At 50.2% G+C, this 23,910-nt stretch carries 23 protein-coding genes and 1 other annotated feature; all 23 genes read right to left on the bottom strand.

Annotation, left to right across the window (positions count from 1 at the left end; translation table 11 throughout):
* Window positions 1-35: 35 nt before the first annotated feature.
* The 23 genes from rplB to rpmG all read right to left on the bottom strand — a co-directional run bounded on the left by rplB (window position 36) and on the right by rpmG (window position 23,636).
* The gene (gene rplB, locus PAT3040_RS05725) at window positions 36-866 is read right to left on the bottom strand and encodes a 50S ribosomal protein L2 (protein ID WP_087570312.1); all 831 of its coding nucleotides are present in this window, start codon (window positions 864-866) and stop codon (window positions 36-38) included.
* A 17-nt stretch (window positions 867-883) separates the two neighbouring features.
* Window positions 884-1,177 carry a 50S ribosomal protein L23 gene (gene rplW, locus PAT3040_RS05720; RefSeq protein WP_087570311.1) on the bottom strand — a complete coding sequence of 98 codons (294 nt, stop codon included), beginning with the start codon at window positions 1,175-1,177 and terminating at the stop codon, window positions 884-886.
* Entirely contained in the window at window positions 1,177-1,800 is a 624-nt protein-coding gene (gene rplD, locus PAT3040_RS05715) for a 50S ribosomal protein L4 (protein ID WP_087570310.1), read from the bottom strand. Before rplD ends, rplW begins: the two co-directional genes overlap by 1 nt.
* A 30-nt stretch (window positions 1,801-1,830) precedes the next feature.
* On the bottom strand, window positions 1,831-2,454 hold the full coding sequence (rplC, locus tag PAT3040_RS05710) for a 50S ribosomal protein L3 (protein WP_087570309.1): 624 nt from the start codon (window positions 2,452-2,454) through the stop codon (window positions 1,831-1,833).
* Between the two features lie 51 nt (window positions 2,455-2,505).
* Window positions 2,506-2,814 carry a 30S ribosomal protein S10 gene (gene rpsJ / locus PAT3040_RS05705; protein ID WP_005544556.1) on the bottom strand — a complete coding sequence of 103 codons (309 nt, stop codon included), beginning with the start codon at window positions 2,812-2,814 and terminating at the stop codon, window positions 2,506-2,508.
* A 491-nt stretch (window positions 2,815-3,305) separates the two neighbouring features.
* Window positions 3,306-4,100, bottom strand: coding sequence for an ABC transporter ATP-binding protein (locus tag PAT3040_RS05700; RefSeq protein ID WP_087570308.1), 795 nt, complete (start codon window positions 4,098-4,100; stop codon window positions 3,306-3,308).
* On the bottom strand, window positions 4,100-5,011 hold the full coding sequence (locus tag PAT3040_RS05695) for an ABC transporter permease (RefSeq protein ID WP_108991867.1): 912 nt from the start codon (window positions 5,009-5,011) through the stop codon (window positions 4,100-4,102). Before PAT3040_RS05695 ends, PAT3040_RS05700 begins: the two co-directional genes overlap by 1 nt.
* 80 nt (window positions 5,012-5,091) lie before the next feature.
* On the bottom strand, window positions 5,092-6,066 hold the full coding sequence (locus tag PAT3040_RS05690) for an ABC transporter substrate-binding protein (RefSeq protein ID WP_108991866.1): 975 nt from the start codon (window positions 6,064-6,066) through the stop codon (window positions 5,092-5,094).
* Between the two features lie 413 nt (window positions 6,067-6,479).
* Window positions 6,480-7,670: an elongation factor Tu gene (gene tuf, locus PAT3040_RS05685; protein ID WP_087570305.1), complete on the bottom strand. Its 1,191-nt coding sequence runs from the start codon at window positions 7,668-7,670 to the stop codon at window positions 6,480-6,482.
* Between the two features lie 120 nt (window positions 7,671-7,790).
* Entirely contained in the window at window positions 7,791-9,872 is a 2,082-nt protein-coding gene (fusA, locus tag PAT3040_RS05680; RefSeq protein ID WP_087570304.1) for an elongation factor G, read from the bottom strand.
* Window positions 9,873-9,901: 29 nt separating this feature from the next.
* Complete coding sequence (gene rpsG, locus PAT3040_RS05675) at window positions 9,902-10,372, bottom strand: 30S ribosomal protein S7 (protein WP_087570303.1); 471 nt, start codon at window positions 10,370-10,372, stop codon at window positions 9,902-9,904.
* Between the two features lie 64 nt (window positions 10,373-10,436).
* Window positions 10,437-10,856: a 30S ribosomal protein S12 gene (gene rpsL / locus PAT3040_RS05670; protein WP_087570302.1), complete on the bottom strand. Its 420-nt coding sequence runs from the start codon at window positions 10,854-10,856 to the stop codon at window positions 10,437-10,439.
* Between the two features lie 471 nt (window positions 10,857-11,327).
* On the bottom strand, window positions 11,328-11,492 hold the full coding sequence (locus PAT3040_RS36795; RefSeq protein WP_179215758.1) for a hypothetical protein: 165 nt from the start codon (window positions 11,490-11,492) through the stop codon (window positions 11,328-11,330).
* A 198-nt stretch (window positions 11,493-11,690) separates the two neighbouring features.
* Window positions 11,691-15,317 (bottom strand): DNA-directed RNA polymerase subunit beta', encoded by a 3,627-nt coding sequence (rpoC, locus tag PAT3040_RS05665; protein ID WP_087570301.1) that lies wholly within the window; start codon window positions 15,315-15,317, stop codon window positions 11,691-11,693.
* A 194-nt stretch (window positions 15,318-15,511) separates the two neighbouring features.
* A complete protein-coding gene (gene rpoB, locus PAT3040_RS05660) occupies window positions 15,512-19,057 on the bottom strand; it encodes a DNA-directed RNA polymerase subunit beta (RefSeq protein ID WP_087570300.1) in 3,546 nt (1,181 codons plus the stop codon).
* A 390-nt stretch (window positions 19,058-19,447) separates the two neighbouring features.
* Window positions 19,448-20,044 (bottom strand): class I SAM-dependent methyltransferase, encoded by a 597-nt coding sequence (locus tag PAT3040_RS05655; protein WP_108991865.1) that lies wholly within the window; start codon window positions 20,042-20,044, stop codon window positions 19,448-19,450.
* A 131-nt stretch (window positions 20,045-20,175) separates the two neighbouring features.
* Window positions 20,176-20,538 carry a 50S ribosomal protein L7/L12 gene (rplL, locus tag PAT3040_RS05650; protein WP_087570298.1) on the bottom strand — a complete coding sequence of 121 codons (363 nt, stop codon included), beginning with the start codon at window positions 20,536-20,538 and terminating at the stop codon, window positions 20,176-20,178.
* A 99-nt stretch (window positions 20,539-20,637) separates the two neighbouring features.
* Complete coding sequence (gene rplJ, locus PAT3040_RS05645; protein ID WP_108991864.1) at window positions 20,638-21,141, bottom strand: 50S ribosomal protein L10; 504 nt, start codon at window positions 21,139-21,141, stop codon at window positions 20,638-20,640.
* A gap of 57 nt (window positions 21,142-21,198) precedes the next feature.
* Window positions 21,199-21,360 (bottom strand) — a sequence feature (ribosomal protein L10 leader region).
* A gap of 18 nt (window positions 21,361-21,378) precedes the next feature.
* Complete coding sequence (gene rplA, locus PAT3040_RS05640) at window positions 21,379-22,071, bottom strand: 50S ribosomal protein L1 (RefSeq protein WP_087570296.1); 693 nt, start codon at window positions 22,069-22,071, stop codon at window positions 21,379-21,381.
* Window positions 22,072-22,209: 138 nt separating this feature from the next.
* Window positions 22,210-22,635 (bottom strand): 50S ribosomal protein L11, encoded by a 426-nt coding sequence (gene rplK, locus PAT3040_RS05635; protein WP_087570295.1) that lies wholly within the window; start codon window positions 22,633-22,635, stop codon window positions 22,210-22,212.
* A 65-nt stretch (window positions 22,636-22,700) separates the two neighbouring features.
* Entirely contained in the window at window positions 22,701-23,234 is a 534-nt protein-coding gene (nusG, locus tag PAT3040_RS05630) for a transcription termination/antitermination protein NusG (protein WP_087570294.1), read from the bottom strand.
* 24 nt (window positions 23,235-23,258) lie between these two features.
* A complete protein-coding gene (secE, locus tag PAT3040_RS05625; protein ID WP_087570293.1) occupies window positions 23,259-23,468 on the bottom strand; it encodes a preprotein translocase subunit SecE in 210 nt (69 codons plus the stop codon).
* An 18-nt stretch (window positions 23,469-23,486) separates the two neighbouring features.
* A complete protein-coding gene (gene rpmG, locus PAT3040_RS05620; protein ID WP_082967189.1) occupies window positions 23,487-23,636 on the bottom strand; it encodes a 50S ribosomal protein L33 in 150 nt (49 codons plus the stop codon).
* Window positions 23,637-23,910: the final 274 nt, after the last annotated feature.

The raw sequence follows: 23,910 nt of genomic DNA, 5'->3' as shown, positions 1-23,910 counted from the left end.
GAGACTGCTCTCACGCGGATTGTATCAAGCAGTTATTACTTCGTACGTTTGCGAATAATGTATTGGCTCGATGCTTTCTTTTTCTTGCGAGTTTTGTAGCCCAGTGTCGGTTTGCCCCATGGGGACAACGGCGACTTGCGTCCGATTGGAGCGCGGCCTTCACCACCACCGTGCGGGTGATCGTTCGGGTTCATAACTACGCCGCGGACTTGAGGACGTTTGCCGAGCCAACGATTACGGCCGGCTTTACCGATTTTCACGAGTTCGTGATCTCCGTTGCCTACGGAACCGATTGTAGCACGGCAAGTGCTCAGGATGCGACGAACTTCGCCAGAGCTCAGACGAATGGATACGTAGTCTTCCTCTTTACCCAACAATTGAGCTTCCGTACCGGCTGCGCGAACCAATTGGCCGCCTTTGCCTGGTTTAAGCTCGATGTTGTGGATAACTGTACCAACAGGAATGTTTTTGAGCGGCAATGCGTTGCCGATCTTAATATCCGCGTCCGCTCCGGATACGATTTGATCGCCTACTTTAAGGCCCTGCGGAGCAATAATGTAAGCTTTCGCGCCGTCAACGTAGTGGATCAGTGCGATATTCGAGGTACGGTTCGGATCGTATTCGATCGTTGCCACGTTACCTGCGATACCGTCTTTGGTACGTTTGAAATCAATGATACGATATTTACGTTTATGTCCGCCGCCATGGTGGCGAACCGTAATTTTACCTTGGTTGTTACGGCCGGCTTTTTTAAAGAGCGGCGCAAGCAACGATTTCTCCGGTGTGCTTGTCGTGATTTCCTCGAATGTGGATACGGACATCGCACGACGAGCTGGAGAGGTCGGTTTGTACTTTTTGATTGGCACTTGTATTCCCTCCTTTTCTATACAGACGTTTCAAAGAACTCAAGTTCTTTGCTGTCATCGCTCAGCTGAACGATTGCTTTTTTCCAGTCAGGTCTGTAGCCGCTATGTCTGCCATAACGCTTCGGTTTACCTGCAACACGCATTGTGTTAACGCCGGTTACTTTTACGTTAAAGATTTGTTCGATAGCTTGTTTGATTTCGGTTTTGTTCGCGCGAAGGTCTACTTCAAACACATAACGTTTGGCAGCCATGTAATCGCTCGTACGTTCCGTAATAACCGGGCGCTTGATAATATCGCGTGGATTTTTCATTACGCAAGCACCTCCTGTACTTTCTCTACTGCTTCCTTGGTGATGATCAGCTTGTCATACACAAGCACATCGCGAACATTGATGCCGTCAGCAGCGACGAACTTCACGCCAGGGATGTTGCGTGCGGACAATGCTACATTATCCTCATAGTTAGCTGTTACAACCAGAGCTTTGCGATCAGCTTTCAGGTTGTTTAGAATGCTTTGGAATTCCTTCGTCTTAGGAGCCGCGAATGTCAGTTGATCCAGAACAATGATGTTGTTCGCGATCACTTTGGAAGACAATGCGGATTTGATCGCCAGACGACGAACTTTCTTAGGCAATTTGAAGCCGTAAGAGCGTGGTGTAGGCCCGAATACCGTTCCGCCGCCAACCCATTGCGGGGAGCGAATGGAACCTTGACGTGCGCGGCCCGTGCCTTTTTGTTTCCAAGGTTTGCGACCGCCGCCGCGTACTTCGGAGCGACCTTTCGTCTTGTGCGTCCCTTGACGTTCGGCAGCTTGCTGCAGAACGACTGCGCTATGCATAACATGAGTGTTAGGCTCGATTCCGAATACGTTCTCGGCCAGTTCCAATTCGCCTACCTGCGAACCGCTCACATTAAATACTGTTACTTTAGGCATTTCGTGTTCCTCCTTTCTTTTTAAGAACGATTAGTTCTTAACCGTTTGTTTGACTTTTACGAATCCGTTCTTAGGTCCAGGAATGGAGCCTTTAACGAGGATGACGTTGCGTTCCGCATCGACGCGGATAACTTCAAGCTTCTGGATCGTGATCGTCTCATGACCCATGTGGCCTGGAAGGCGTTTGCCCTTCGGCACGCGGTTCGCCTGGATGGAACCCATGGAACCTGGACCGCGGTGATAGCGGGAACCGTGGGACATAGGTCCCGTGCTTTGTCCCCAACGCTTGATAACGCCGGCAAAGCCTTTGCCTTTCGAAATACCTGTTACGTCAACAAATTCGCCCTCTGCGAAAAGGTCAGCCTTCACTTGTTGGCCAACTTCATACTCACCAAGGTTGATACCGCGAATTTCGCGAACGTAGCGCTTAGGAGTCGCGTCAGCCTTCTTGGCGTGACCGATCTCTGGTTTGTTGGATCTTTTTTCTTTCTTATCAGCGAAACCGAGTTGAACGGCTTCGTAGCCGTCAGTTTCTACTGTTTTCTTCTGAAGAACAACGTTTGGGCCAGCTTCGATTACCGTTACTGGAACCACGTTACCTTCAGCGGTAAATACTTGAGTCATTCCAAGCTTTTTCCCTAAGATACCTTTCATGTTGACACCTCATTTCCTCTCTATGATCGCATATACGGATGTTCTTGTTAATTAAAGCTTGATTTCGATATCTACACCGGACGGCAGATCCAGACGCATCAACGCATCAACGGTTTGCGGCGTAGGATTCACAATGTCGATCAAGCGCTTGTGTGTGCGCATCTCGAATTGCTCACGGGAATCCTTGTACTTGTGAACCGCACGAAGAATAGTGATGATTTGCTTTTCCGTTGGCAACGGAATCGGCCCGGATACGCCTGCACCGGAACGTTTTGCAGTTTCAACGATTTTCTCTGCGGATTGATCAAGAATTCTGTGATCGTATGCTTTCAAGCGGATACGAATCTTTTGCTTTGCCATATAAGTCCCTCCTTCTTTCGCCCAATTTTTTAATCGGACATACTCCGTGAGAATAACCCGCACAGGTCCCATGGCAAAGGGGCCGGGTGTGTCGGCAACCTCTCACATCAACGCAACGTCAGACCAACAGTCAATATTATATCGGATTGGGCGGGCGATTGCAACTAAAACATTCAATCATTTGAATAAAAGTTGAGATCGCCGGAACCCGCGCCGCGCAAGGCTTTGAGAAGGTTGCATATTTGACCGACCCCACAATCCATATCATCCCTTTGCGATGCTCTATGTGTTTCTTCTATATATAATGGTGCGGATGCAACGTACAGGGCGGCATTACACTAGTGCTAGCTGGACGCGGGAGTTACGAGACTAGAGAGCGCGCGGCAGAGCGACAGTCCACGTCAGTGTTATCCGATCAAACACAAAAAAGCTCGGCTGCCAACGGATACCCAATTGCATCCGCAAACTGCCGAGCTTATTGATTAGTTCTGCTACCCCAGCACGACGCGATCGTCCGCCATCTTCTTGCCGCTGATCTGTTCGAACTCTCCAAGCAACCTCTCGACGGTCAGATCTTTTTTGCGATCTTCATCGACTTGCAAGATAATTCTGCCCTTATCCATCATAATGAGGCGATTTCCAAGACGAATGGCTTGCTCCATGTTGTGCGTGACCATAAGCGTCGTCAAGTTCAGCTCGCGCACAATAGCTTCGGTCAGCGTCGTCACGAGCTCCGCTCTAGCAGGATCCAGCGCTGCCGTATGCTCGTCGAGCAAAAGGATCTGCGGACGCGTAAACGTGGCCATCAGCAGGCTTAACGCTTGCCGCTCTCCGCCGGACAGCAATCCGACCTTGGCGCCCATACGGTTCTCGAGCCCGATTCCGAGACGATGCAGCTCCTCTCGGAAGATTTTACGGGTTTTACCCGTTACACCAAGCGAGAAGCCGCGAGCTAGGCCTCTCTTGTACGCGATGGCCATATTCTCTTCGATTGTCATACGCGGCGCCGTGCCTGCCATAGGATCCTGAAACACTCGGCCAATCCACTGACTTCTTTTATGTTCAGGCACCAACGTTACATTATTGCCATCTATTGATATGTTGCCCGCATCCGGCTTCATAACACCGGAAATTAAATTCATCAGCGTTGATTTCCCCGCGCCGTTGCTGCCAATGACGGTTACGAAATCGCCTTTTTTCAAATGAAGTTCCGCATTCATCAATGCAATTTTCTCATCTACGGTACCTGGGTTAAACAGTTTGGATACGCTCTCGACCTTTAGCATTAGCGATCACCTCCGTTTATACCATGAATGGAATTCATGACTTCTTCGGTACGCCGCTTAGCTACAGCTTTGCTTTTCATGGCTTTGCGGGCCGTTGGAATAATTAGTGCCCCAATAATAATTATAGAGGTAATAAGTTTCATATCGGAGGCATCCAACCAACCTACGCGAAGCGCAATGGCATAGATCAAGCGATAAATAATAGCTCCTAGAACGATAGCCATAGTAGCACGGAATATGGTTTTGGCTCCAAATATGGCCTCTCCAATAATAACCGAAGCCAGTCCTGCCACGATAATACCTACCCCCATCGTGGCATTGGCCGCGTTACTTGAAAAAGCGATCAGTGCGCCCGAGCCGGCAACGAGAGCGTTCGAAAGCGATACGCCGATTATGATCGTTCGATCCGTATTCGCCCCAAAGCTTCTTATCATGCGATTGTTGTCTCCCGTTCCTCGTAAACTCATGCCGAGATCCGTTTTGAAGAACCAATCCAAACCTACTTTAATAATGATCGCGAATAACAAGCCCGCAATTATCGGATCAATGCCATTGAATATATTGTCCGCATTTCTCAACGATACATTCGGTTTGCCCAGAATTCTAAGATTGATAGAATATAGAGCGATCATCATAATGATTCCGGATAGCAGGCCATTGATCTTGCCTTTGGTATGAAGCAAACCCGTGCATAGCCCTGCCAGAGCTCCGCCTAAAAAGGCGCAAAGCAGTGCGATCCATGGAGAAACTCCCGATATGGTCATGACGGCAGCTATCGCACCGCCTGTCGTGAAGCTTCCGTCGACCGTAAGATCGGGAAAATCCAGTATTCTAAACGTGATGAATACCCCTAACGCCATTAGCGCATATAACAAACCGCTTTCCAGTGCACCGGTCAGAGAAACGAGCATTGAAATTGCCTCCTCTAATCATAAGGATGGGGTGAATCAGCCCCCCGATCACCCCATGGTTTTGTTTATCCTGATGTTATTTATTCCAATATATTGGCCTTGTCTTTCACATAAGCTTTCATAGCGTCCGTTACTTCGATCCCTTGCTCCTTAGCTGCCTTCAAGTTCAGGACGAAGTCCAACTTTTGCGGAGTTTTAACATCCATCTCGCCCGGATTTTTCCCATCCTTTAAGATTTCGATTGCCATTTGGCCGACTTCATAACCGTGGTCGAAGTACTGGAAGCCGATTGTCGCGAAGGCTCCTCTTACAACCGTATCCCTATCAGCCGAGAAGAAAGGAATATCGTTCTCTTCGGCTACGTCGATAATGGCATCTAGCCCTTCCACAGCCGTGTTATCCAAAGCGATGTAGATTGCATCAACCCGGCCGACAAGAGATTGAGCAGCCTGCTGAACGTCCGAGCTGTTGGCCACCGCTGCTTTAACGTACTCAATGCCATGTTTAGCAAGAGCTTCAGCGGCAATACCGCTCATAATGACGGAATTGTCCTCAGACTCGTTAATCACCGTGCCTACTTTCTTTACATTAGGAAATTCTTTCGCGATAAATTCCATTAAGTCCGTAATGGATTGAGGATCCAAGTCCGAAGCGCCCGTAACGTTACCGCCGGGAGCCTGCAATTTGGGTACAAGACCCGCATCGACAGGGTCAGTGATAGCGGCGAACAATACAGGCTTGTCAGTAATGGCTTCGACCAATGCTTGGCTTGTTGGAGTAGCAATACCAAGAGCCAAGTCAGCCTTGCTGGAAGCAATCGTTTCCGCTATGGACTTATAGTTGTTAGGATCGCCCTGTGCATTGTTATAATCAGCTTTCACCTTGATGCCAGCATCTTCGAATGCTTTCAAAAATCCCTCACGCGTTGCATCCAAAGAAGGATGTTCGACTACCTGGGAGATTGCAACTGTGTAATCAACCTTCTCTTCGCTGCATGCGGCAGTAACAGTCATCATTGCTGTTAAGGCCAAACCGATTATTACTTTCTTCTTCACCTTAAAACCCCTCTCGCTCTTTTCATTATTTTGTATTACTTTCCCGCAATTCCCTGTAGATGCATCAAAGCTTTATCGCTTTTTGTCGTTAAAGTATTAGAGAAAACGATAATAATTTTGATATAAATACAAAAAAATGCGTTTATACTCATATAAACTTAATCATAATTGTTTACTAGCGACCTCGTCAATGCCAATTTTTATGATAATTATTGTCATTAAGAAACGTTAAAAAACACTTGGAGGTGATTAAACTCCAAACGTCCAGTCACTCTCTGCCTATCATCATCGCGCAAATTGGCTCCATTACGAACCCATAGTGTCTTTCGGAGTAACATAATTTGCTATCCAACGAAAAAAAACCTCCACCGAAGTGGAGGTTTTCCATGCATGCGGCGAGTCGCCGCATGTCATTATTTTTGGATCGTTGCAACAGCGCCAGCGCCTACAGTACGGCCGCCTTCACGGATGGAGAAGCGAGTTCCTTCTTCAACCGCGATTGGAGCGATCAGTTCAACTGTAACTGTGATGTTGTCGCCAGGCATAACCATCTCAGTGCCTTCTGGCAGGTTGATGATACCTGTAACGTCAGTTGTACGGAAGTAGAACTGTGGACGGTAGCCAGTAAAGAAAGGCTTGTGACGGCCACCCTCTTCTTTAGTCAGAACGTAGATTTGAGCTGTGAAGTTCGTGTGTGGCTTAACGGAACCTGGTTTAGCCAGAACTTGACCGCGCTCGATGTCTTTACGGTCAACACCGCGAAGAAGTGCGCCTACGTTGTCGCCAGCTTGAGCGGAGTCAAGCAATTTACGGAACATCTCAACGCCCGTAACAACGGATTTGCGAGTTTCTTCAGCAAGACCGATAATTTCGATCTCGTCGCCAACTTTGATAACGCCACGCTCTACGCGACCTGTAGCAACTGTACCACGGCCTGTGATTGTGAATACGTCCTCGACAGGCATAAGGAAAGGCTTAGCCGTGTCGCGCTCAGGAGTTGGGATGTAAGTGTCAACTTGCTCGAACAGCTCGATGACTTTGTCAGCCCAAGGACCATCTGGGTTAGCAAGTGCTTCACGAGCCGCGCCGCGGATGATTGGCGTGTCGTCGCCTGGGAAGTCATACTCGGACAGAAGATCGCGAACTTCCATTTCAACCAGCTCAAGAAGCTCTTCGTCTTCAACCATGTCGCATTTGTTCAGGAATACAACGATGTAAGGAACGCCTACTTGACGGGAGAGCAGGATGTGCTCGCGCGTTTGCGGCATTGGGCCGTCAGATGCGGATACAACCAGGATCGCTCCGTCCATTTGTGCAGCGCCTGTGATCATGTTTTTAACATAGTCGGCGTGACCTGGGCAGTCAACGTGAGCATAGTGACGGTTAGGAGTCTCATACTCAACGTGGGATGTGGAGATTGTGATACCGCGCTCGCGCTCTTCTGGAGCTTTGTCGATTTGGTCAAACGCGATAGCCGCGCCGCCGTATCTTTTGGAAAGTACAGTTGTGATCGCAGCAGTCAGAGTTGTTTTGCCATGGTCGACGTGACCGATTGTACCGATGTTAACATGCGGTTTAGTACGTTCAAATTTAGACTTAGCCATTGAACTTAATCCTCCTCAATATCACTTGATATTTTATGTGTGGGCCGGCATCGAGAGCGAAATCACACCTGAACACCGGCCAAAATACAACTTGTTCATGCTAGAGCAGCCAGTCGGCTATTACTCAGCCGAACCTTTGTGCTTGGCAATGATCTCTTCGGAGATCGATTTCGGAACTTCTTCGTAGTGAGAAAGCTCCATCGAGAATACGCCGCGTCCTTGCGTACCGGAACGAAGAGTTGTGGAGTAACCGAACATCTCGGAGAGAGGCACCTTGGAACGGATAATTTGCGCGCCTGCGCGGGAATCCATACCCTCGATGCGACCACGACGGGAGTTCAGCATACCCATAACGTCGCCCATGTACTCTTCTGGAACCGTAACTTCGACCTTCATGATTGGCTCGAGAAGGACAGGTTTACACTTGTCTTTCGCTGCTTTAAGCGCCAGGGAACCAGCAATCTTAAATGCCATCTCAGAGGAGTCGACGTCATGATAGGATCCATCGACAACAGTCGCTTTGATATCAACGAGCGGGAAGCCGGCGATAACGCCATTCTTCATCGACTCTTCGATACCCGCTTGGATTGGAGCGATGTATTCACGAGGAATCGATCCACCCACAACCTTGCTTTCGAAGACGAAGCCTGCTCCAGCCTCTTGTGGTTCGAACTCGACCCAACAATGACCGAACTGACCTTTACCGCCGGATTGACGAACGAATTTACCTTCAACCTTAGCGCCTTGACGGAAGGTCTCACGGTAAGCAACCTGAGGTTTACCTACATTCGTCTCTACTTTGAATTCACGAAGCATACGGTCAACGAGGATCTCGAGGTGAAGCTCACCCATACCAGCGATGATCGTTTGGTTCGTTTCTTCATCCGTATAAGCGCGGAATGTTGGATCTTCCTCGGCGAGCTTGGAGATTGCAACGCCAAGTTTGTCTTGGTCTGCTTTCGTCTTAGGCTCGATTGCGATTTGGATAACGGGTTCAGGGAAGTTCATCGATTCAAGAACGATTGGGAACTTCTCGTCGCACAGCGTATCTCCCGTAGTCGTATCCTTCAGACCTACCGCGGCAGCGATATCGCCCGAGTGTACTTCCGAAATCTCTTGACGGCTGTTCGCGTGCATCTGCAGAATCCGGCCAATCCGCTCGCGTTTGCCCTTAGTTGCGTTAAGAACATACGAACCGGATTTCAGGATACCCGAGTAAACGCGGAAGAACGTCAAACGTCCTACGTAAGGGTCCGTCATGATTTTGAATGCCAGAGCCGAGAACGGCTCCGAGTCGGAAGAAGGACGTACTGCTTCTTCGCCATCCTCGAGCGTACCTTTAATAGATGGTACGTCAACTGGCGCAGGCAAGTAGTCAACAACCGCATCCAATACCAATTGAACGCCTTTGTTACGATAGGAAGAACCGGCTACTACAGGGAAAATCTTAACGTCGCAAACGCCTTTACGAAGAACAGCCTTCAGTTCTGGAATTGTGATTTCTTCACCTTCCAGATACTTCATCATCAGATCTTCGTCCAGTTCTGCAACCTTCTCTACGAGCTCGCTGCGAAGTTCTTCAACTTGGTCAGCATACTCAGCAGGAATTTCGCCTTTAACCGGGTCCTTGCCCAGATCATCAACGTACTTGTAAGCCACACGCTCAACAATGTCGATTACGCCGACGAAGTCGGATTCTGCGCCGATAGGCAATTGAATCGCAACGGCATTGGCTTGCAGACGCTCACGCATGTCTTTGACAACATTCAGGTAGTCTGCGCCAATGATATCCATCTTGTTAACGTAAGCGATCCGTGGAACGCCATAGCGGTCGGCTTGACGCCATACCGTTTCGGATTGCGGCTCAACGCCTTCTTTTGCACTGAAAACACCAACGGCCCCGTCCAATACGCGTAGGGAGCGTTCAACTTCAACTGTGAAGTCAACGTGACCCGGAGTATCGATGATATTGATGCGGTTACCCTTCCATTGAGCGGTAGTAGCGGCAGACGTAATCGTGATGCCGCGCTCTTGTTCCTGTTCCATCCAGTCCATTGTAGCTGCACCTTCGTGCACCTCGCCAATTTTGTGGGTACGGCCCGTGAAGAACAAGATCCGTTCAGTGGTTGTAGTTTTACCAGCGTCAATATGCGCCATAATCCCGATATTACGCGTATTTTCCAAGGAGAACTCTCTTGCCATAAATTTGTCTCCTCTCGATTATGGTTATCCTACCAACGGTAGTGAGCAAACGCTTTGTTCGCTTCAGCCATTTTGTGCGTGTCTTCACGCTTCTTAACAGATGCGCCTGTGTTATTGGAAGCATCCAAAATCTCGGCAGCCAGACGTTCAGTCATCGTTTTCTCGCCGCGGTTGCGCGAGTAGTTCACGAGCCAACGAAGACCAAGAGCCGTACGGCGCTCAGGCTTAACCTCGATTGGCACTTGATAGTTAGCGCCGCCTACACGGCGAGCTTTAACCTCAAGAACCGGCATGATGTTTTTCAATGCTGCTTCGAACACTTCCATTGGATCTTTACCGGAACGCTCCTGGATCAGCTTGAAAGCATCGTATAACAGCGTTTGTGCAGTACCTCTCTTGCCGTCGATCATAATACGGTTGATCAGACGAGTTACCAGTTTGCTATTGTAAACCGGATCCGGCAGCACATCGCGTTTTGTTACAGGACCTTTGCGTGGCATGTAAAGTCCCCCTTTCTTCTAATAGTGGCTTGTACTTGCTTGGAATATCCCGATCGGACTATTCTTACTTTTTAACTTTCGGACGTTTCGTACCGTATTTGGAACGGGCCTGGTTACGGTTGTTAACACCCGCAGTATCCAATGCGCCGCGAACGATATGGTAACGTACACCCGGAAGGTCCTTAACACGACCGCCACGGATCAAAACAACGCTGTGCTCTTGCAGGTTATGACCGATACCTGGGATGTACGCAGTAACCTCAACACGGTTAGTCAAGCGTACACGCGCGTACTTACGAAGCGCGGAGTTCGGTTTTTTCGGAGTCATTGTACCTACACGAGTGCACACACCGCGTTTTTGCGGAGCGCTGATTTCAGTTGCTTCACGTTTCAGAGCGTTGAAACCTCTTTGCAAGGCTGGCGATTTCGATTTCACGACTTTCGCTTGACGGCCTTTGCGAACGAGCTGGTTAATAGTTGGCATGTTGCCACCCCCTTCCCCTTATTCATGTCTTGATGTCCACATAAGAATTGACAATTCCCGTACATGTCGGAAACATAAAGTCTTATTGGCGATAAAACCTACCTTAAAAACGCGGTCTCTCATCTTTGATTGACCTCGATAAAGGTTTTCTCATAGTAGACATTTCATCCACAGTTTAAGCCCACAGACCCAGGCGGTTCATAATGAAACAAAAGTATTCCATAAGCCCGGTCATCAGGCACACTTCGATATATTATCACTTCGCCTATACCAATGTCAAGCAAGATTAATGGCACTTTTTGTCGTTTAGCCATATTTACGAATATTTTGCATATCGCTCTTAGTCAATTGACTTGGCGGAAAGGTACGGATTGGCCAGCGACCGCTCTATACCTGCCCGATCTTTATCGATATGCAATACCCGTTTCTCATACGGAATCGACTCGCTGTTACGACCGGAGCAGGTACAGGCTATCCAAAATTCGCTTGTATAATCACCGATTTTTTTTGCAGCTTCTCGAGCTCTGCCCGAATGCCGGCCAGCTCAAGCTCAAGCTCAACGTCTCCATGTGGAACCTCAAATTTAATTCTGATGTATTCAAGCACTTCGTCGATTTCGTGGCTATTCGACAACATGGATCCCTCTCCTATCGCGCATGTACCTTCATCCTATAAACACCTGTAAGACGCAAGTAGTTGTAGGTTTTATAAAAAAATTTTTATCTATTTTTTCGACTCTTTTTCGCATGCAAAAAAAAAAGAAACGACACCTTCCCCTCAAGGGAAAAGCATCGTTTCTGTTGAGATCAACACATCTGTGCTGATCCTTAATCATTATTCAACCACTACAGCTTCAGCAGCTTCTTCAAGCTCCATGCCTTCGACAATTTCGTCTTCCAACCCGGCAAAGCGAATGTTGCGGTAGCGTTGCATACCCGTACCAGCCGGGATCAGCTTGCCGATGATAACATTCTCCTTCAGGCCGAGCAACTGGTCGACTTTGCCTTTAATAGCAGCGTCGGTCAATACGCGAGTCGTCTCTTGGAACGATGCCGCGGACAGGAACGAATCCGTCTCCAGCGACGCCTTCGTAATACCAAGCAGTACGGGCTTCGCAACCGCAGGCTCCTTGTCAGCGAAAATCGCTTCGCGGTTAGCGGACTCGTATTCGTGAATGTCTACGAACGCGCCTGGCAGCAGTGTCGTACCTCCAGCGTCCACGATACGGATCTTCCGGAGCATTTGCTTGATCATAACCTCGACGTGTTTGTCGTTGATCTCAACGCCCTGGTTCCGGTATACGCGCTGTACTTCCTGCAGGATATAGTTCTGAACGCCACGGATACCCTTAATGCGCAGCATATCCTTCGGATCGATGGAACCGTCGGTCAATTCGTCGCCTGCTTCGATGTGCTGTCCTTCCGTTACGCGAATACGCGAGCCGTATGTCACAGCGTACACCTTTGTCTCGGCTTCGCCTTGCACTTCGATCTCTCTGCGGTCCTTCGCCTCGCGAATTTCCTTGATAACGCCGTCGAGCTCGGAGATAATCGCTTGACCTTTCGGATTACGCGCCTCAAAGAGCTCCTGGATACGCGGGAGACCTTGCGTAATATCGTCGCCGGCAACGCCGCCGGTATGGAATGTACGCATCGTCAGCTGTGTTCCCGGTTCGCCGATGGATTGCGCCGCGATAATGCCTACCGCTTCGCCGATCTCAACGTGCTTGCCGGTTGCCAGGTTACGGCCGTAGCAGATTTTGCAGACGCCATGACGCGCGCGGCAGCTTAGTACGGAACGGATTTGAAGTTTCTCTACGCCCGCATCGATAATCGCATCTGCTTTGCCGGAGTCGATCAGTTCGCTGCGGTTGACGATAATTTCGCCAGTCTTCGGATGACGAATCGTCTCGAATGCGTAACGCCCTTCGATACGGTCGTACAGGTCCTCGATGACTTCTTTGCCGTCCTGGATCTTGCTAACGGTAAACCCTTTGTCCGTGCCGCAATCGTCTTCGCGAACGATAACGTCCTGCGCAACGTCTACGAGACGGCGAGTCAGGTAACCGGAGTCGGCCGTACGAAGAGCCGTATCGGCAAGACCTTTCCGTGCTCCGTGCGTCGAGATGAAGTACTCGAGGACGGTCAGACCTTCGCGGAAGTTCGATTTGATCGGCAACTCGATGATACGGCCGGATGGATTCGCCATCAGACCACGCATGCCGCCGAGCTGTGTAATCTGGGATTTGTTACCCCGTGCTTTGGAGTCGACCATGAGCATGATGTTGTTGTAACGATCCATCGATTTCATGAGGACTTCCGTAATCTCATCCTTGCATTTGCTCCAGATGCTGATGATCCGGTCATAACGCTCTTCGTTCGTAATCAGACCGCGGCGGTACTGATTCATAACGGTAGCGACCTTCTCGTCGGAAGCCTTCATGATCTCCGCTTTTTCCTTCGGAACAATAACGTCGGATACGCCGATCGTAATGCCCGCTTTGGTGGAATAAGTGAAGCCCAGCTGCTTGATGCGGTCAAGAATAACCGCAGTCAAGGTTGTATGGTACTGACGGAAGCATTCTGCAATGATCGTGCCGAGGAAGTCTTTGCCTACCGCGCCAGCTGTTGCGATCTCATCGACAAACTTCGTCAAGTCCGAACCCTTCTCGTACACAAAGTACTTGTCAGGCGTACCTTGCAGAAGGTTTACTTTCGTCGCTTCGTTGATATATGGGAAATCTTCGGGGAAGATTTCGTTAAAGATCACTTTACCTACCGTAGTAGCCATTAGAGAAGCTTGCTGTTTCTCCGTAAAGTTTTTCTTGTTGAGCACTTTCACCGGGATGAAAATACGCGCATGCAGCGATACGATACCACGTTGGTACGAGGAGATCGCTTCGTTGACCGTCGCGAAGACGGATCCGGAGCCTTTGGCTTCCTTGTTGTCCATCGTCAGATAGAAGCTGCCAAGCACCATATCCTGGGAAGGCGTGACGACCGGTTTGCCGTCCTTAGGGTTAAGGATGTTGCCGGACGCCAGCATAAGCAGGCGCGCTTCCGCTTGCGCTTCCGCGGAGAGCGGTACGTGAACGGCCATCTGGTCACCGTCGAAGTCGGCGTTGTAAGCCGTACATACGAGCGGATGCAGCTTGATCGCGCGTCCCTCGACAAGAATCGGCTCGAATGCTTGAATGCCGAGTCTGTGCAGCGTGGGGGCACGGTTCAGGAGAACCGGATGTTCTTTAATTACTTCTTCGAGAACATCCCATACCTCAGGGCTTACGCGTTCGACTTTACGTTTCGCGCTCTTGATATTATGGGCAAGGCCTTTGTTTACAAGCTCCTTCATCACGAACGGCTTGAACAGCTCCAGTGCCATTTCCTTAGGAAGACCGCATTGGAACATCTTAAGGTTTGGACCTACGACGATAACGGAACGACCGGAATAGTCAACCCGTTTACCCAAAAGGTTCTGACGGAAACGTCCTTGCTTACCCTTCAGCATGTGACTGAGGGATTTCAGCGGACGGTTGCCGGGACCCGTTACCGGACGTCCGCGACGTCCGTTATCGATCAGGGCGTCAACCGCTTCCTGAAGCATGCGTTTTTCGTTCTGTACGATAATGTCCGGCGCGCCGAGATCAAGCAGACGCTTAAGACGGTTGTTCCGGTTGATTACGCGGCGATACAGATCGTTCAAGTCGGAGGTCGCAAAGCGGCCGCCGTCCAGCTGTACCATCGGACGAAGCTCCGGCGGGATAACCGGGAGCACGTCTAGAATCATCCATTCCGGCTCGTTGCCGGAGTTGCGGAAAGCTTCGATAACTTCGAGACGCTTGATAGCGCGGTTACGACGCTGCCCTTGAGCTGTACGAAGATCTTCCTTCAACTGCTCGAGCTCACGCTCTACGTCGATATCCTGAAGCAGCTTCTTGACCGCTTCGGCGCCCATGCCGGCCTGGAAGCCGTAGCCGTATTTCTCACGGTAGCTGCGGTATTCCTTCTCGGACAGGAGCTGTTTCTTTTCGAGAGGCGTATCCCCTGGATCCGTTACGACATAGGATGCAAAGTAGATAATCTCCTCCAGCGAACGCGGGGACATATCTAGTGCAAGCCCCATGCGGCTCGGAATGCCTTTAAAATACCAGATATGGGAGACGGGAGCGGCCAATTCAATATGACCCATCCGCTCGCGGCGAACTTTGGCGCGAGTTACTTCGACGCCGCAGCGATCGCAGACAACGCCCTTGTAACGAACCCGCTTATATTTGCCGCAATGGCACTCCCAGTCCTTGGTCGGACCGAAGATCTTCTCGCAGAAGAGACCTTCCTTCTCGGGTTTCAACGTTCTGTAGTTAATGGTTTCCGGCTTCTTGACTTCTCCGCGGGACCACGAGCGAATTTTATCCGGCGAAGCCAGACCTATTTTCATATACTCGAAGTTGTTCACGTCCAACAAGGAGCAACCCTCCTTCGTCATGTATGACGGTGTCTATTGAGAAAACCTCTATCGAGGCCAATTCGAAGATGTGCGACCTCCTGCTTTGCAAAGCAAAGCCGCTAGGTAAGCACGAGACAGGTTTTATCGCCAATAAGAATTTCAGATTTCCGACATGATCGGAAACCTGTAAATTCTTATGCGGTCGATAAAGCTTATTCGGCTCCTGCTTCGGCGCCTTCCAGATTGAGGTTCAGCTTGTCGCCCGTACCCTCATCCTCGTCGTCGATTTCTTTCATTTCGATCTCTTCTTCATTTTCGGACAGGATTTTAACGTCCATACCCAAGCTCTGAAGCTCTTTGATCAAAACTTTAAACGATTCTGGAACGCCAGGCTCCGGCACGTTCTCGCCCTTGACGATCGACTCGTACGTCTTCACGCGGCCGACCACGTCATCGGACTTGACGGTAAGAATTTCTTGAAGCGTATAAGCAGCGCCATAAGCCTCGAGCGCCCAAACTTCCATCTCGCCGAAGCGCTGTCCGCCGAACTGGGCTTTACCGCCCAGCGGCTGTTGCGTAACGAGGGAGTATGGACCCGTGGAACGGGCATGGATCTTGTCGTCGACCATGTGCGCGAGCTTGATCATGTACATGACGCCAACCGTTACTTCGCGTTCGAACGATTCGCCTGTACGTCCATCGTACAGAACCGTCTTACCGTTCCGCTGCATGCCTGCTTCTTCCATCGTATCGAAGACGTCTTCTTCGTTCGCGCCGTCGAATACAGGAGTAGCGGCATGAATGCCCAGATGCTTGCACGCCATGCCAAGGTGAACCTCCAGCGCTTGACCGATGTTCATCCGGGAAGGAACGCCGAGCGGATTCAGAACGACCTCTACAGGCGTTCCGTCCGGCAGGAACGGCATATCTTCTTCCGGCATGATACGTGCGATAACCCCTTTGTTACCGTGACGTCCGGCCATCTTGTCGCCTTCGGAGATCTTACGCTTCTGAGCGATATAAGCGCGAACGAGCTGGTTAACGCCTGGAGGCAGTTCATCGCCGTTTTCGCGGGTAAATACTTTTACATCCACGACGATGCCGTCGGTACCATGCGGTACGCGAAGCGAAGTGTCGCGAACCTCGCGCGCTTTTTCTCCGAAGATGGCATGAAGCAATCTCTCTTCGGCCGTCAGCTCAGTAACGCCCTTCGGAGTAACCTTGCCGACCAAAATGTCGCCTGCGCCGATCTCGGCGCCGACGCGGATAATACCGCGCTCGTCGAGATTGCGAAGCGCCTCTTCGCCGACGTTCGGGATGTCGCGTGTAATCTCTTCCGGACCCAGCTTCGTATCGCGGGCTTCGGATTCGTATTCTTCGATATGAATGGACGTGTATACGTCTTCCTTAACCAGCTTCTCGCTAAGCAAGATGGCATCCTCGTAGTTGTAGCCTTCCCACGTCATAAACGCAACGACAACGTTGCGGCCAAGCGCGAGTTCGCCCATCTCCGTGGAAGGACCATCCGCCATGATATCACCCTTCTTGATGATATCGCCTTTGCGGACCAGCGGACGCTGATTGATGCATGTGCCCTGGTTGGAACGCATAAACTTGTGAAGCTTATGCTTCACGAGATCTCCGTTCACCGGCTTGCCATCGATCATCTCGACGCGGCGAAGCCAAATTTCGTTGGCGGACGCACGTTCAATGACGCCATCGTATTTCGACACGATACATACGCCGGAGTCTTTCGCACCCTTATGCTCCATGCCAGTGCCCACGAATGGAGCTTTAGGAATGAGCAGCGGTACAGCCTGCCGTTGCATGTTGGAACCCATAAGCGCGCGGTTGGAGTCGTCATTTTCAAGGAACGGAATGAGCGCCGTCGCAACCGACACGACCTGCTTAGGCGATACGTCCATATAGTCGACGCGGTCGCTTGGCATAGTCAAAATGTTATCGGCTTGTTTATTGTAACGGACAATCGTCTGCGACTCGGCGAACTTGTTATCCGGAGTGAGCTCCGCGTTCGCTTGCGCGATAACGTAGTTATCCTCTTCGTCTGCCGTCAAATAAGCGATCTGATCCGTCACGATACCCGTCTTGGGATCCACCCAGCGATACGGCGCTTCGATAAAGCCGTATTCGTTAATGCGGGCGAACGTCGACAAAGAGTTGATCAAACCGATGTTCGGTCCCTCAGGCGTCTCGATCGGACACATCCGGCCATAATGCGAGTGATGGACGTCACGAACTTCGAAGCCTGCGCGCTCCCGCGTCAGACCGCCGGGGCCCAGAGCGGACAGACGGCGCTTATGCGTAAGCTCGGCAAGCGGATTCGTCTGGTCCATGAACTGGGACAGCTGGGACGAACCGAAAAACTCCTTGATGGATGCGATAACGGGACGAATGTTGATCAGCGCCTGCGGCGTGATCGCGTTGGCGTCCTGAATCGACATTCTCTCGCGGACAACGCGTTCCATACGGGATAGACCAATTCGGAATTGGTTCTGCAGCAGCTCGCCTACGGAGCGCAGACGACGATTGCCCAGGTGATCGATATCGTCCGTGCTGCCGACGCCGTGCAGCAAGTTAATGAAGTAGTTAATCGACGAAATAATATCCGCAGACGTAATATGTTTGACGGATTTATCGATTATACCGTTCGCGATAACTTTGATTACCTTATTTTCGTCGAGCGGCGAGAATACGCTGATGGCTTGGAGTGGAATACTATCCGCATCCAGAACGCCGTTAGCGACATGGTACGTTTTGAAACCCACGTCGGTCTCGAGCTTTTCGAGAATTTCGTCAAGAAGGCGACGGTCAATCATCTGGCCGGATTCCGCGATGATCTCGCCGGTAGACGGATCAACGAGGTTCTCAGCTAGACGCTGATTGAACAGACGGTTCTTGATGTGCAGCTTCTTGTTTATTTTGTAACGGCCAACATTGGCCAAGTCATATCGTTTGGGATCGAAGAAACGAGCGACAAGCAAGCTCTTCGCGTTGTCCAAAGTAGGCGGCTCGCCCGGACGAAGACGCTCATAAATCTCGATCAGCGCTTTCTCCGTGGAATCCGTGCTGTCTTTGTCCAGCGTGTTGCGGATGTACTCGTCATGTCCGAGCAAATCCAAAATTTCGGCGTCAGTGCCAAACCCAAGCGCGCGCAAAAGTACCGTTACCGGAATTTTCCGGGTCCGGTCGATACGAACGTAGATGATGTCCTTGGCATCCGTTTCCAGTTCCAGCCAAGCGCCACGGTTCGGAATAACCGTCGCCGTGTACGTCTTCTTGCCGTTCTTATCTACCTTCGTGCTGAAGTACACACTCGGGGAACGAACCAATTGGCTGACGATAACGCGTTCTGCGCCGTTAATAATGAATGTGCCGGTCTCGGTCATAAGCGGGAAATCGCCCATGAATACTTCTTGCTCCTTAACCTCGCCCGTCTCCTTATTGAACAGCCTTACTTTTACGCGCAGCGGAGCCGCGTAAGTTACGTCGCGTTCCTTCGACTCATCCACCGAATACTTCGGCTCGCCTAAGCTATAGTCGATAAATTCCAGTGAAAGATTGCCCGTAAAGTCCGAAATCGGAGAGATATCCTGGAACAATTCGATTAAATCGCTGTCCAAAAATTTCTCGTACGATTTTTGTTGGATTTCAATCAGGTTCGGGACTTCCAGCACCTCGCTGATCCTAGCGTAGCTTCTTCTAGCACGCCGACCATACTGAACAAGTTGTCCTGCCAACTTAACCTCACCCCTCGTGTCTGTCTCACAGCATCGATACTACTGCGTTACTCTCTTAGGCGGCGGCAGCCGCCCATACAGATAAATAAAGAAAAGCCCTTATCGAATAGGTTCGAAAAAAGAGCATGTTTCCGGCAGTTTGCCTGACGCGGCTGACCGCGCAGGTCCCATATCAAGTATTTTGCCCAAAATGTAAACATTATACGTCAAATGCTCCAAAAGTATGCATTCACCACGGAAAATTGCACTTGACATTTTAGTTAACTAAAGAGAATTACAGCAATTTTATACTGACATTTTATAATATTACCATATCCAAATTGTCAAGTCAATTCATTTCCAACGTTTCAAACAAAAAAACATTGACATTTGATCAAAAATCGGGTATTTCTATTTTTTGGCTCGAAAAATCCGGTATCCCTTGTCTTTGGTCACTTCGACCACTTCCTCGTACAATTGCTCCAGCTTCTCCAGCGCGGATGGGGCCCCTTGCTTTTTCTGAATGACGACCCACAAGCTGCCGCCCTTTTTCAAAAAAGCATGTCCTTCTTCAAAAATCCGGTGGACAACCACCTTCCCTGCACGAATCGGCGGGTTTGTCAAAATGGCGTCGAACTCTCTCTCGGATACGGACTCATAGAGATCGCTTTGCATAATCTGCACATTGCTAATCTCGTTGAGCGCAGCATTCTCCTTCGCAAGTTCTACTGCTCTCTCATTAATATCGACCATTGTTACCGACCCTCGCGGGACTAGTCCTGCTGCGCTAAGCCCGATGGGCCCATAGCCGCAGCCGATATCGAGCACTCGGTCGCTCTCCGACAGCTCCATGGCATCAATCAACACTTTACTGCCATAATCGACGCCCGTCTTGGAGAACACGCCTGCATCTGTCGTAAACTTCAGCTTACGTCCCCTTAGAAGCGTCTCGACGGTTTGGCGATTATGTTTCGCCTCCGGCGCTTTGGAATAATAGTGATTCGACATGTTCCGCCGCCTCCTTATCCTCATAACTCGGCAACATGCAAGGAACCCCTTGTTACCTCACGGTATCAAGGGGTTCGCCAGCGGGTTTTTCGTCAGACGATCATCCCGCTGCAGGTTATCGAGAAGCGATATTACTTAACTTCAACGGCAGCGCCAGCTTCTTCAAGCTTAGCTTTGATACCGTTAGCTTCGTCTTCGCCGATTTTTTCTTTGATAGCTTTAGGAGCGCCATCAACCAGCTCTTTAGCTTCTTTCAGGCCAAGACCCGTGATTTCGCGAACAACTTTGATTACGTTGATCTTCGAAGCGCCAGCGCTTGTCAGGATAACGTCGAATTCAGTTTGAGCAGCAGCTTCAGCAGCGCCGCCGCCAGCTACTACTGCTACTGGAGCTGCAGCAGTTACGCCGAATTCTTCTTCGATTGCTTTCACGAGATCGTTCAGTTCAAGAACTGTCATACCTTTAATGGCTTCCAAGATTTGCTCTTTAGACATGGTATATACCTCCGAATGGTTTAGTTTTGGTTGTTGTATTGCTAGTTATGATGCCTGACCTGTCAGGCGGCATCGGTCTTGCCGGGGCAGAAGCTTTGCTTACGCGCTAGCTTCTTGTTTTTCTCCAACTGCTTTAACCGCAAGCGCGAAGTTGCGCATTGGAGCTTGAAGCACGCTGAGGAGCATGGAGAGCAAGCCTTCGCGGGAAGGAAGCTCTGCAAGCGCCTTGATTTCTTCAGCGCTAACGACTTTACCTTCTACAATGCCGCCTTTTAATTTCAGGGCATCGTTCTTTTTGGCAAAGTTGTTAAGAATCTTGGCCGGAGCAACAGCGTCTTCGCCGCTGAATGCTACTGCCGTAGGACCTGTAAGAATGTCGTTCAGCGACGTCAGTTCTGTACCTTCCGTGGCGCGACGAACGATCGAGTTTTTCAGAACCTGGAAGTCAACGCCCGCTTCGCGGAGTTGCTTACGCAGTTCAGTTACTTGCGCGACGTTCAATCCGCGATAGTCGGCGATAACCGTGCTGGAGCTCGAAGTGAGCTTCGACGCGACAACCGCAACCGCTTCTTGTTTCTCTTGGATGATCTTAGCGTTAGCCAAACTGTACACCTCCCGTTAAATTTTACATGCCGTGATACGATAAATTTCCTTCTCCTTGGGTGCATGAGAAAAGGCCTTCGCAGACACTGCGAAGGCCATGATGTCGTTATTAAGTACATGCGGCAGGCCGCGACTTCATTAACGTATTATCATAACACCTCGGTAGGAAATTAAGTCCTTCCGGACACCTACTGTCTACGGTATGCGTATTCGAATTTAGTGTCGTTTCCCTCTTGCTTAGCGGTAGCTAGCAGTTGATACGCGAGCGCCAGGGCCCATCGTGGAGGAAACGGCGATGTTTTTCAGGTAAACGCCTTTGGCGGCAGCCGGTTTAGCGCGCACCAGAGCGTCGATCAGAGCTTTCAGGTTTTCGTTCAGCTTTTCAGCGTCGAACGATACTTTGCCGATTGGAGCGTGGATTTGACCCGCTTTGTCCAGACGGTACTCGATCTTACCTGCTTTGATTTCTTGAACGGCCTTGGCAACGTCGAACGTTACTGTACCTGCTTTCGGGTTAGGCATGAGGCCCTTACCGCCCAGGATACGACCGAGCTTACCAACTTCAGCCATCATGTCCGGCGTTGCTACGCAGACGTCGAATTCGAACCAGCCTTGTTGGATTTTGTTGATCATGTCTGCGTCGCCGACATAGTCAGCGCCTGCAGCTTCCGCTTCTTTCACTTTTTCGCCTTTGGCGAAAACGAGAACGCGTTTTGTTTTGCCTGTGCCATGCGGAAGTACGACAACGCCGCGTACCGCTTGGTCTTGTTTACGTGGGTCTACACCCAGACGAACGGCCACTTCGACGGATTCGTCGAACTTGGCTGTTGCCGTTTTCTTTACAAGCTCGATTGCTTCAGCCGGCTCGTAAGTGGCTTCGCTGTCGATCAGCTTGGCTGCTTCTGCATATTTCTTGCCGTGTTTAGCCATTGAAATTGTCCTCCTTTGTGGTTATAACGGAACGGCCTCCTGGGACCGATCCTCCCACCTCGCGAAGCTTATGCTTCGCCAAGCGTCGGCGTCTTCGAAGACACCTTGGGCTTCCCGTCCCGATGGACGTTTCCCCCATTAGTCGGCGATGGAGATACCCATGCTGCGGGCAGTACCTTCAACCATACGCATTGCCGCCTCAACGGAAGCTGCGTTCAGATCCTGCATCTTCGTTTCTGCGATTTCGCGAACTTTGTCACGTTTCACAGTTGCGACTTTTTTCTTGTTCGGTTCGCCGGAACCCTTCTCGATACCAGCTGCCACGCGAAGCAATACTGCTGCCGGTGGAGTCTTCGTCTCGAATGTGAAGGAACGGTCCTCGAATACCGTGATCACGACTGGAATAATCAGACCTGCTTGATCCGCTGTGCGAGCGTTGAATTCTTTACAGAACGCCATGATGTTAACGCCTGCTTGACCCAGTGCCGGACCGATTGGAGGAGCCGGATTCGCTTTGCCTGCAGGAACTTGCAGTTTGACCATCTTGATGACCTTTTTTGCCATGATTCACACCTCCTTGCCCTGATATACAAACCCGCGTCAGCGAGTATGCTCCGGAAACCGGATAATTATATCTTCTCCACCTGAGTGTAATCCAGCTCAAGCGGGGTTTCCCTGCCAAACATGTTGACGTGAACCTTCAGCTTCGCCTTGTCCAGCAAAATTTCTTCTACCGATCCGACAAAGTCCGCAAAAGGACCAACTTTGACGCGAACCGTTTCCTTTAGATCGAATTCGATCTTCGGCTTCGGCTCTTCCATGCCCATGTGTTTCAGAATCTGATCCACTTCGTCAGGCAGCAGAGGAGTCGGCTTGGAACCGGAGCCCGTCGAACCTACAAATCCCGTTACTCCCGGCGTATTGCGAACAACGTACCACGAATCGTCGGTTTGAACCATCTCTACGAGAACGTAGCCAGGGTAGACCTTGCGTTGGACGGTTTTCTTCTTTCCGTCCTTTTCTACCACTTCGTCTTCCATAGGAACGAGCACGCGAAAGATCTTGTCTTCCATGCCCATCGATTCAACCCGGCGCTCCAAGTTGGCTTTCACCTTGTTCTCGTAGCCGGAGTAAGTGTGTACGACATACCATCTTTTTTCCATCACAAATCCACCTTTGGTCCCTTATTAGACAATGAGTTGAACCAATTCAGAGATTCCGATGTCAAGAAGCCAGAAGTAAATCGTCACAGCGACAACTGTCAGCAAGACGACGATGGAATAGCTCGTCAACTCCTTACGACTTGGCCAGCGAACCTTCTTCAGTTCCGCCCAGCTGTCGGCAAAAAAACTAAACGTCGTTCCAAAGCCTTGCTTCAGTTTGGCCAAAAATGTCACGGTTACACCTCCAATGGACTATCTCGTCTCGCGATGAGGAGTCTGCTCGTTACAGAACTTGCAAAACTTCTTCAACTCGATGCGGTCGGGGTGATTACGTTTGTTCTTGGTTGTCGCATAGTTTCTTTGTTTGCAGTTTGTGCATGCCAACGTGATGATTACCCGCATTGAATTACACCTCCCGAACTGCTAAAAAATACGAATCGCGAAACTCTATAGTCAAGTTTATTGATTCCATCACCAATACTTCGGCCAAACAAAAAAAGAACCCGTTTGCAGGCCTACCTAAACACTTTATCACAAGGGCTATGTCGTGTCAACGCATGCATCCTGTTGCTGACTTGCGAAATATTGGCATCGATCTCTGAATTCTATCATTGCGAGTTCAAAAAGTTCGGTTTTCAGCACCGAGAAGATTGAAAGAAGGTAGAAACTGAGGAGC

Source organism: Paenibacillus agaridevorans, from assembly GCF_003112455.1.
Classification (GTDB): domain Bacteria; phylum Bacillota; class Bacilli; order Paenibacillales; family Paenibacillaceae; genus Pristimantibacillus; species Pristimantibacillus agaridevorans.
This window is presented reverse-complemented; position numbering and strand designations above follow the sequence as displayed.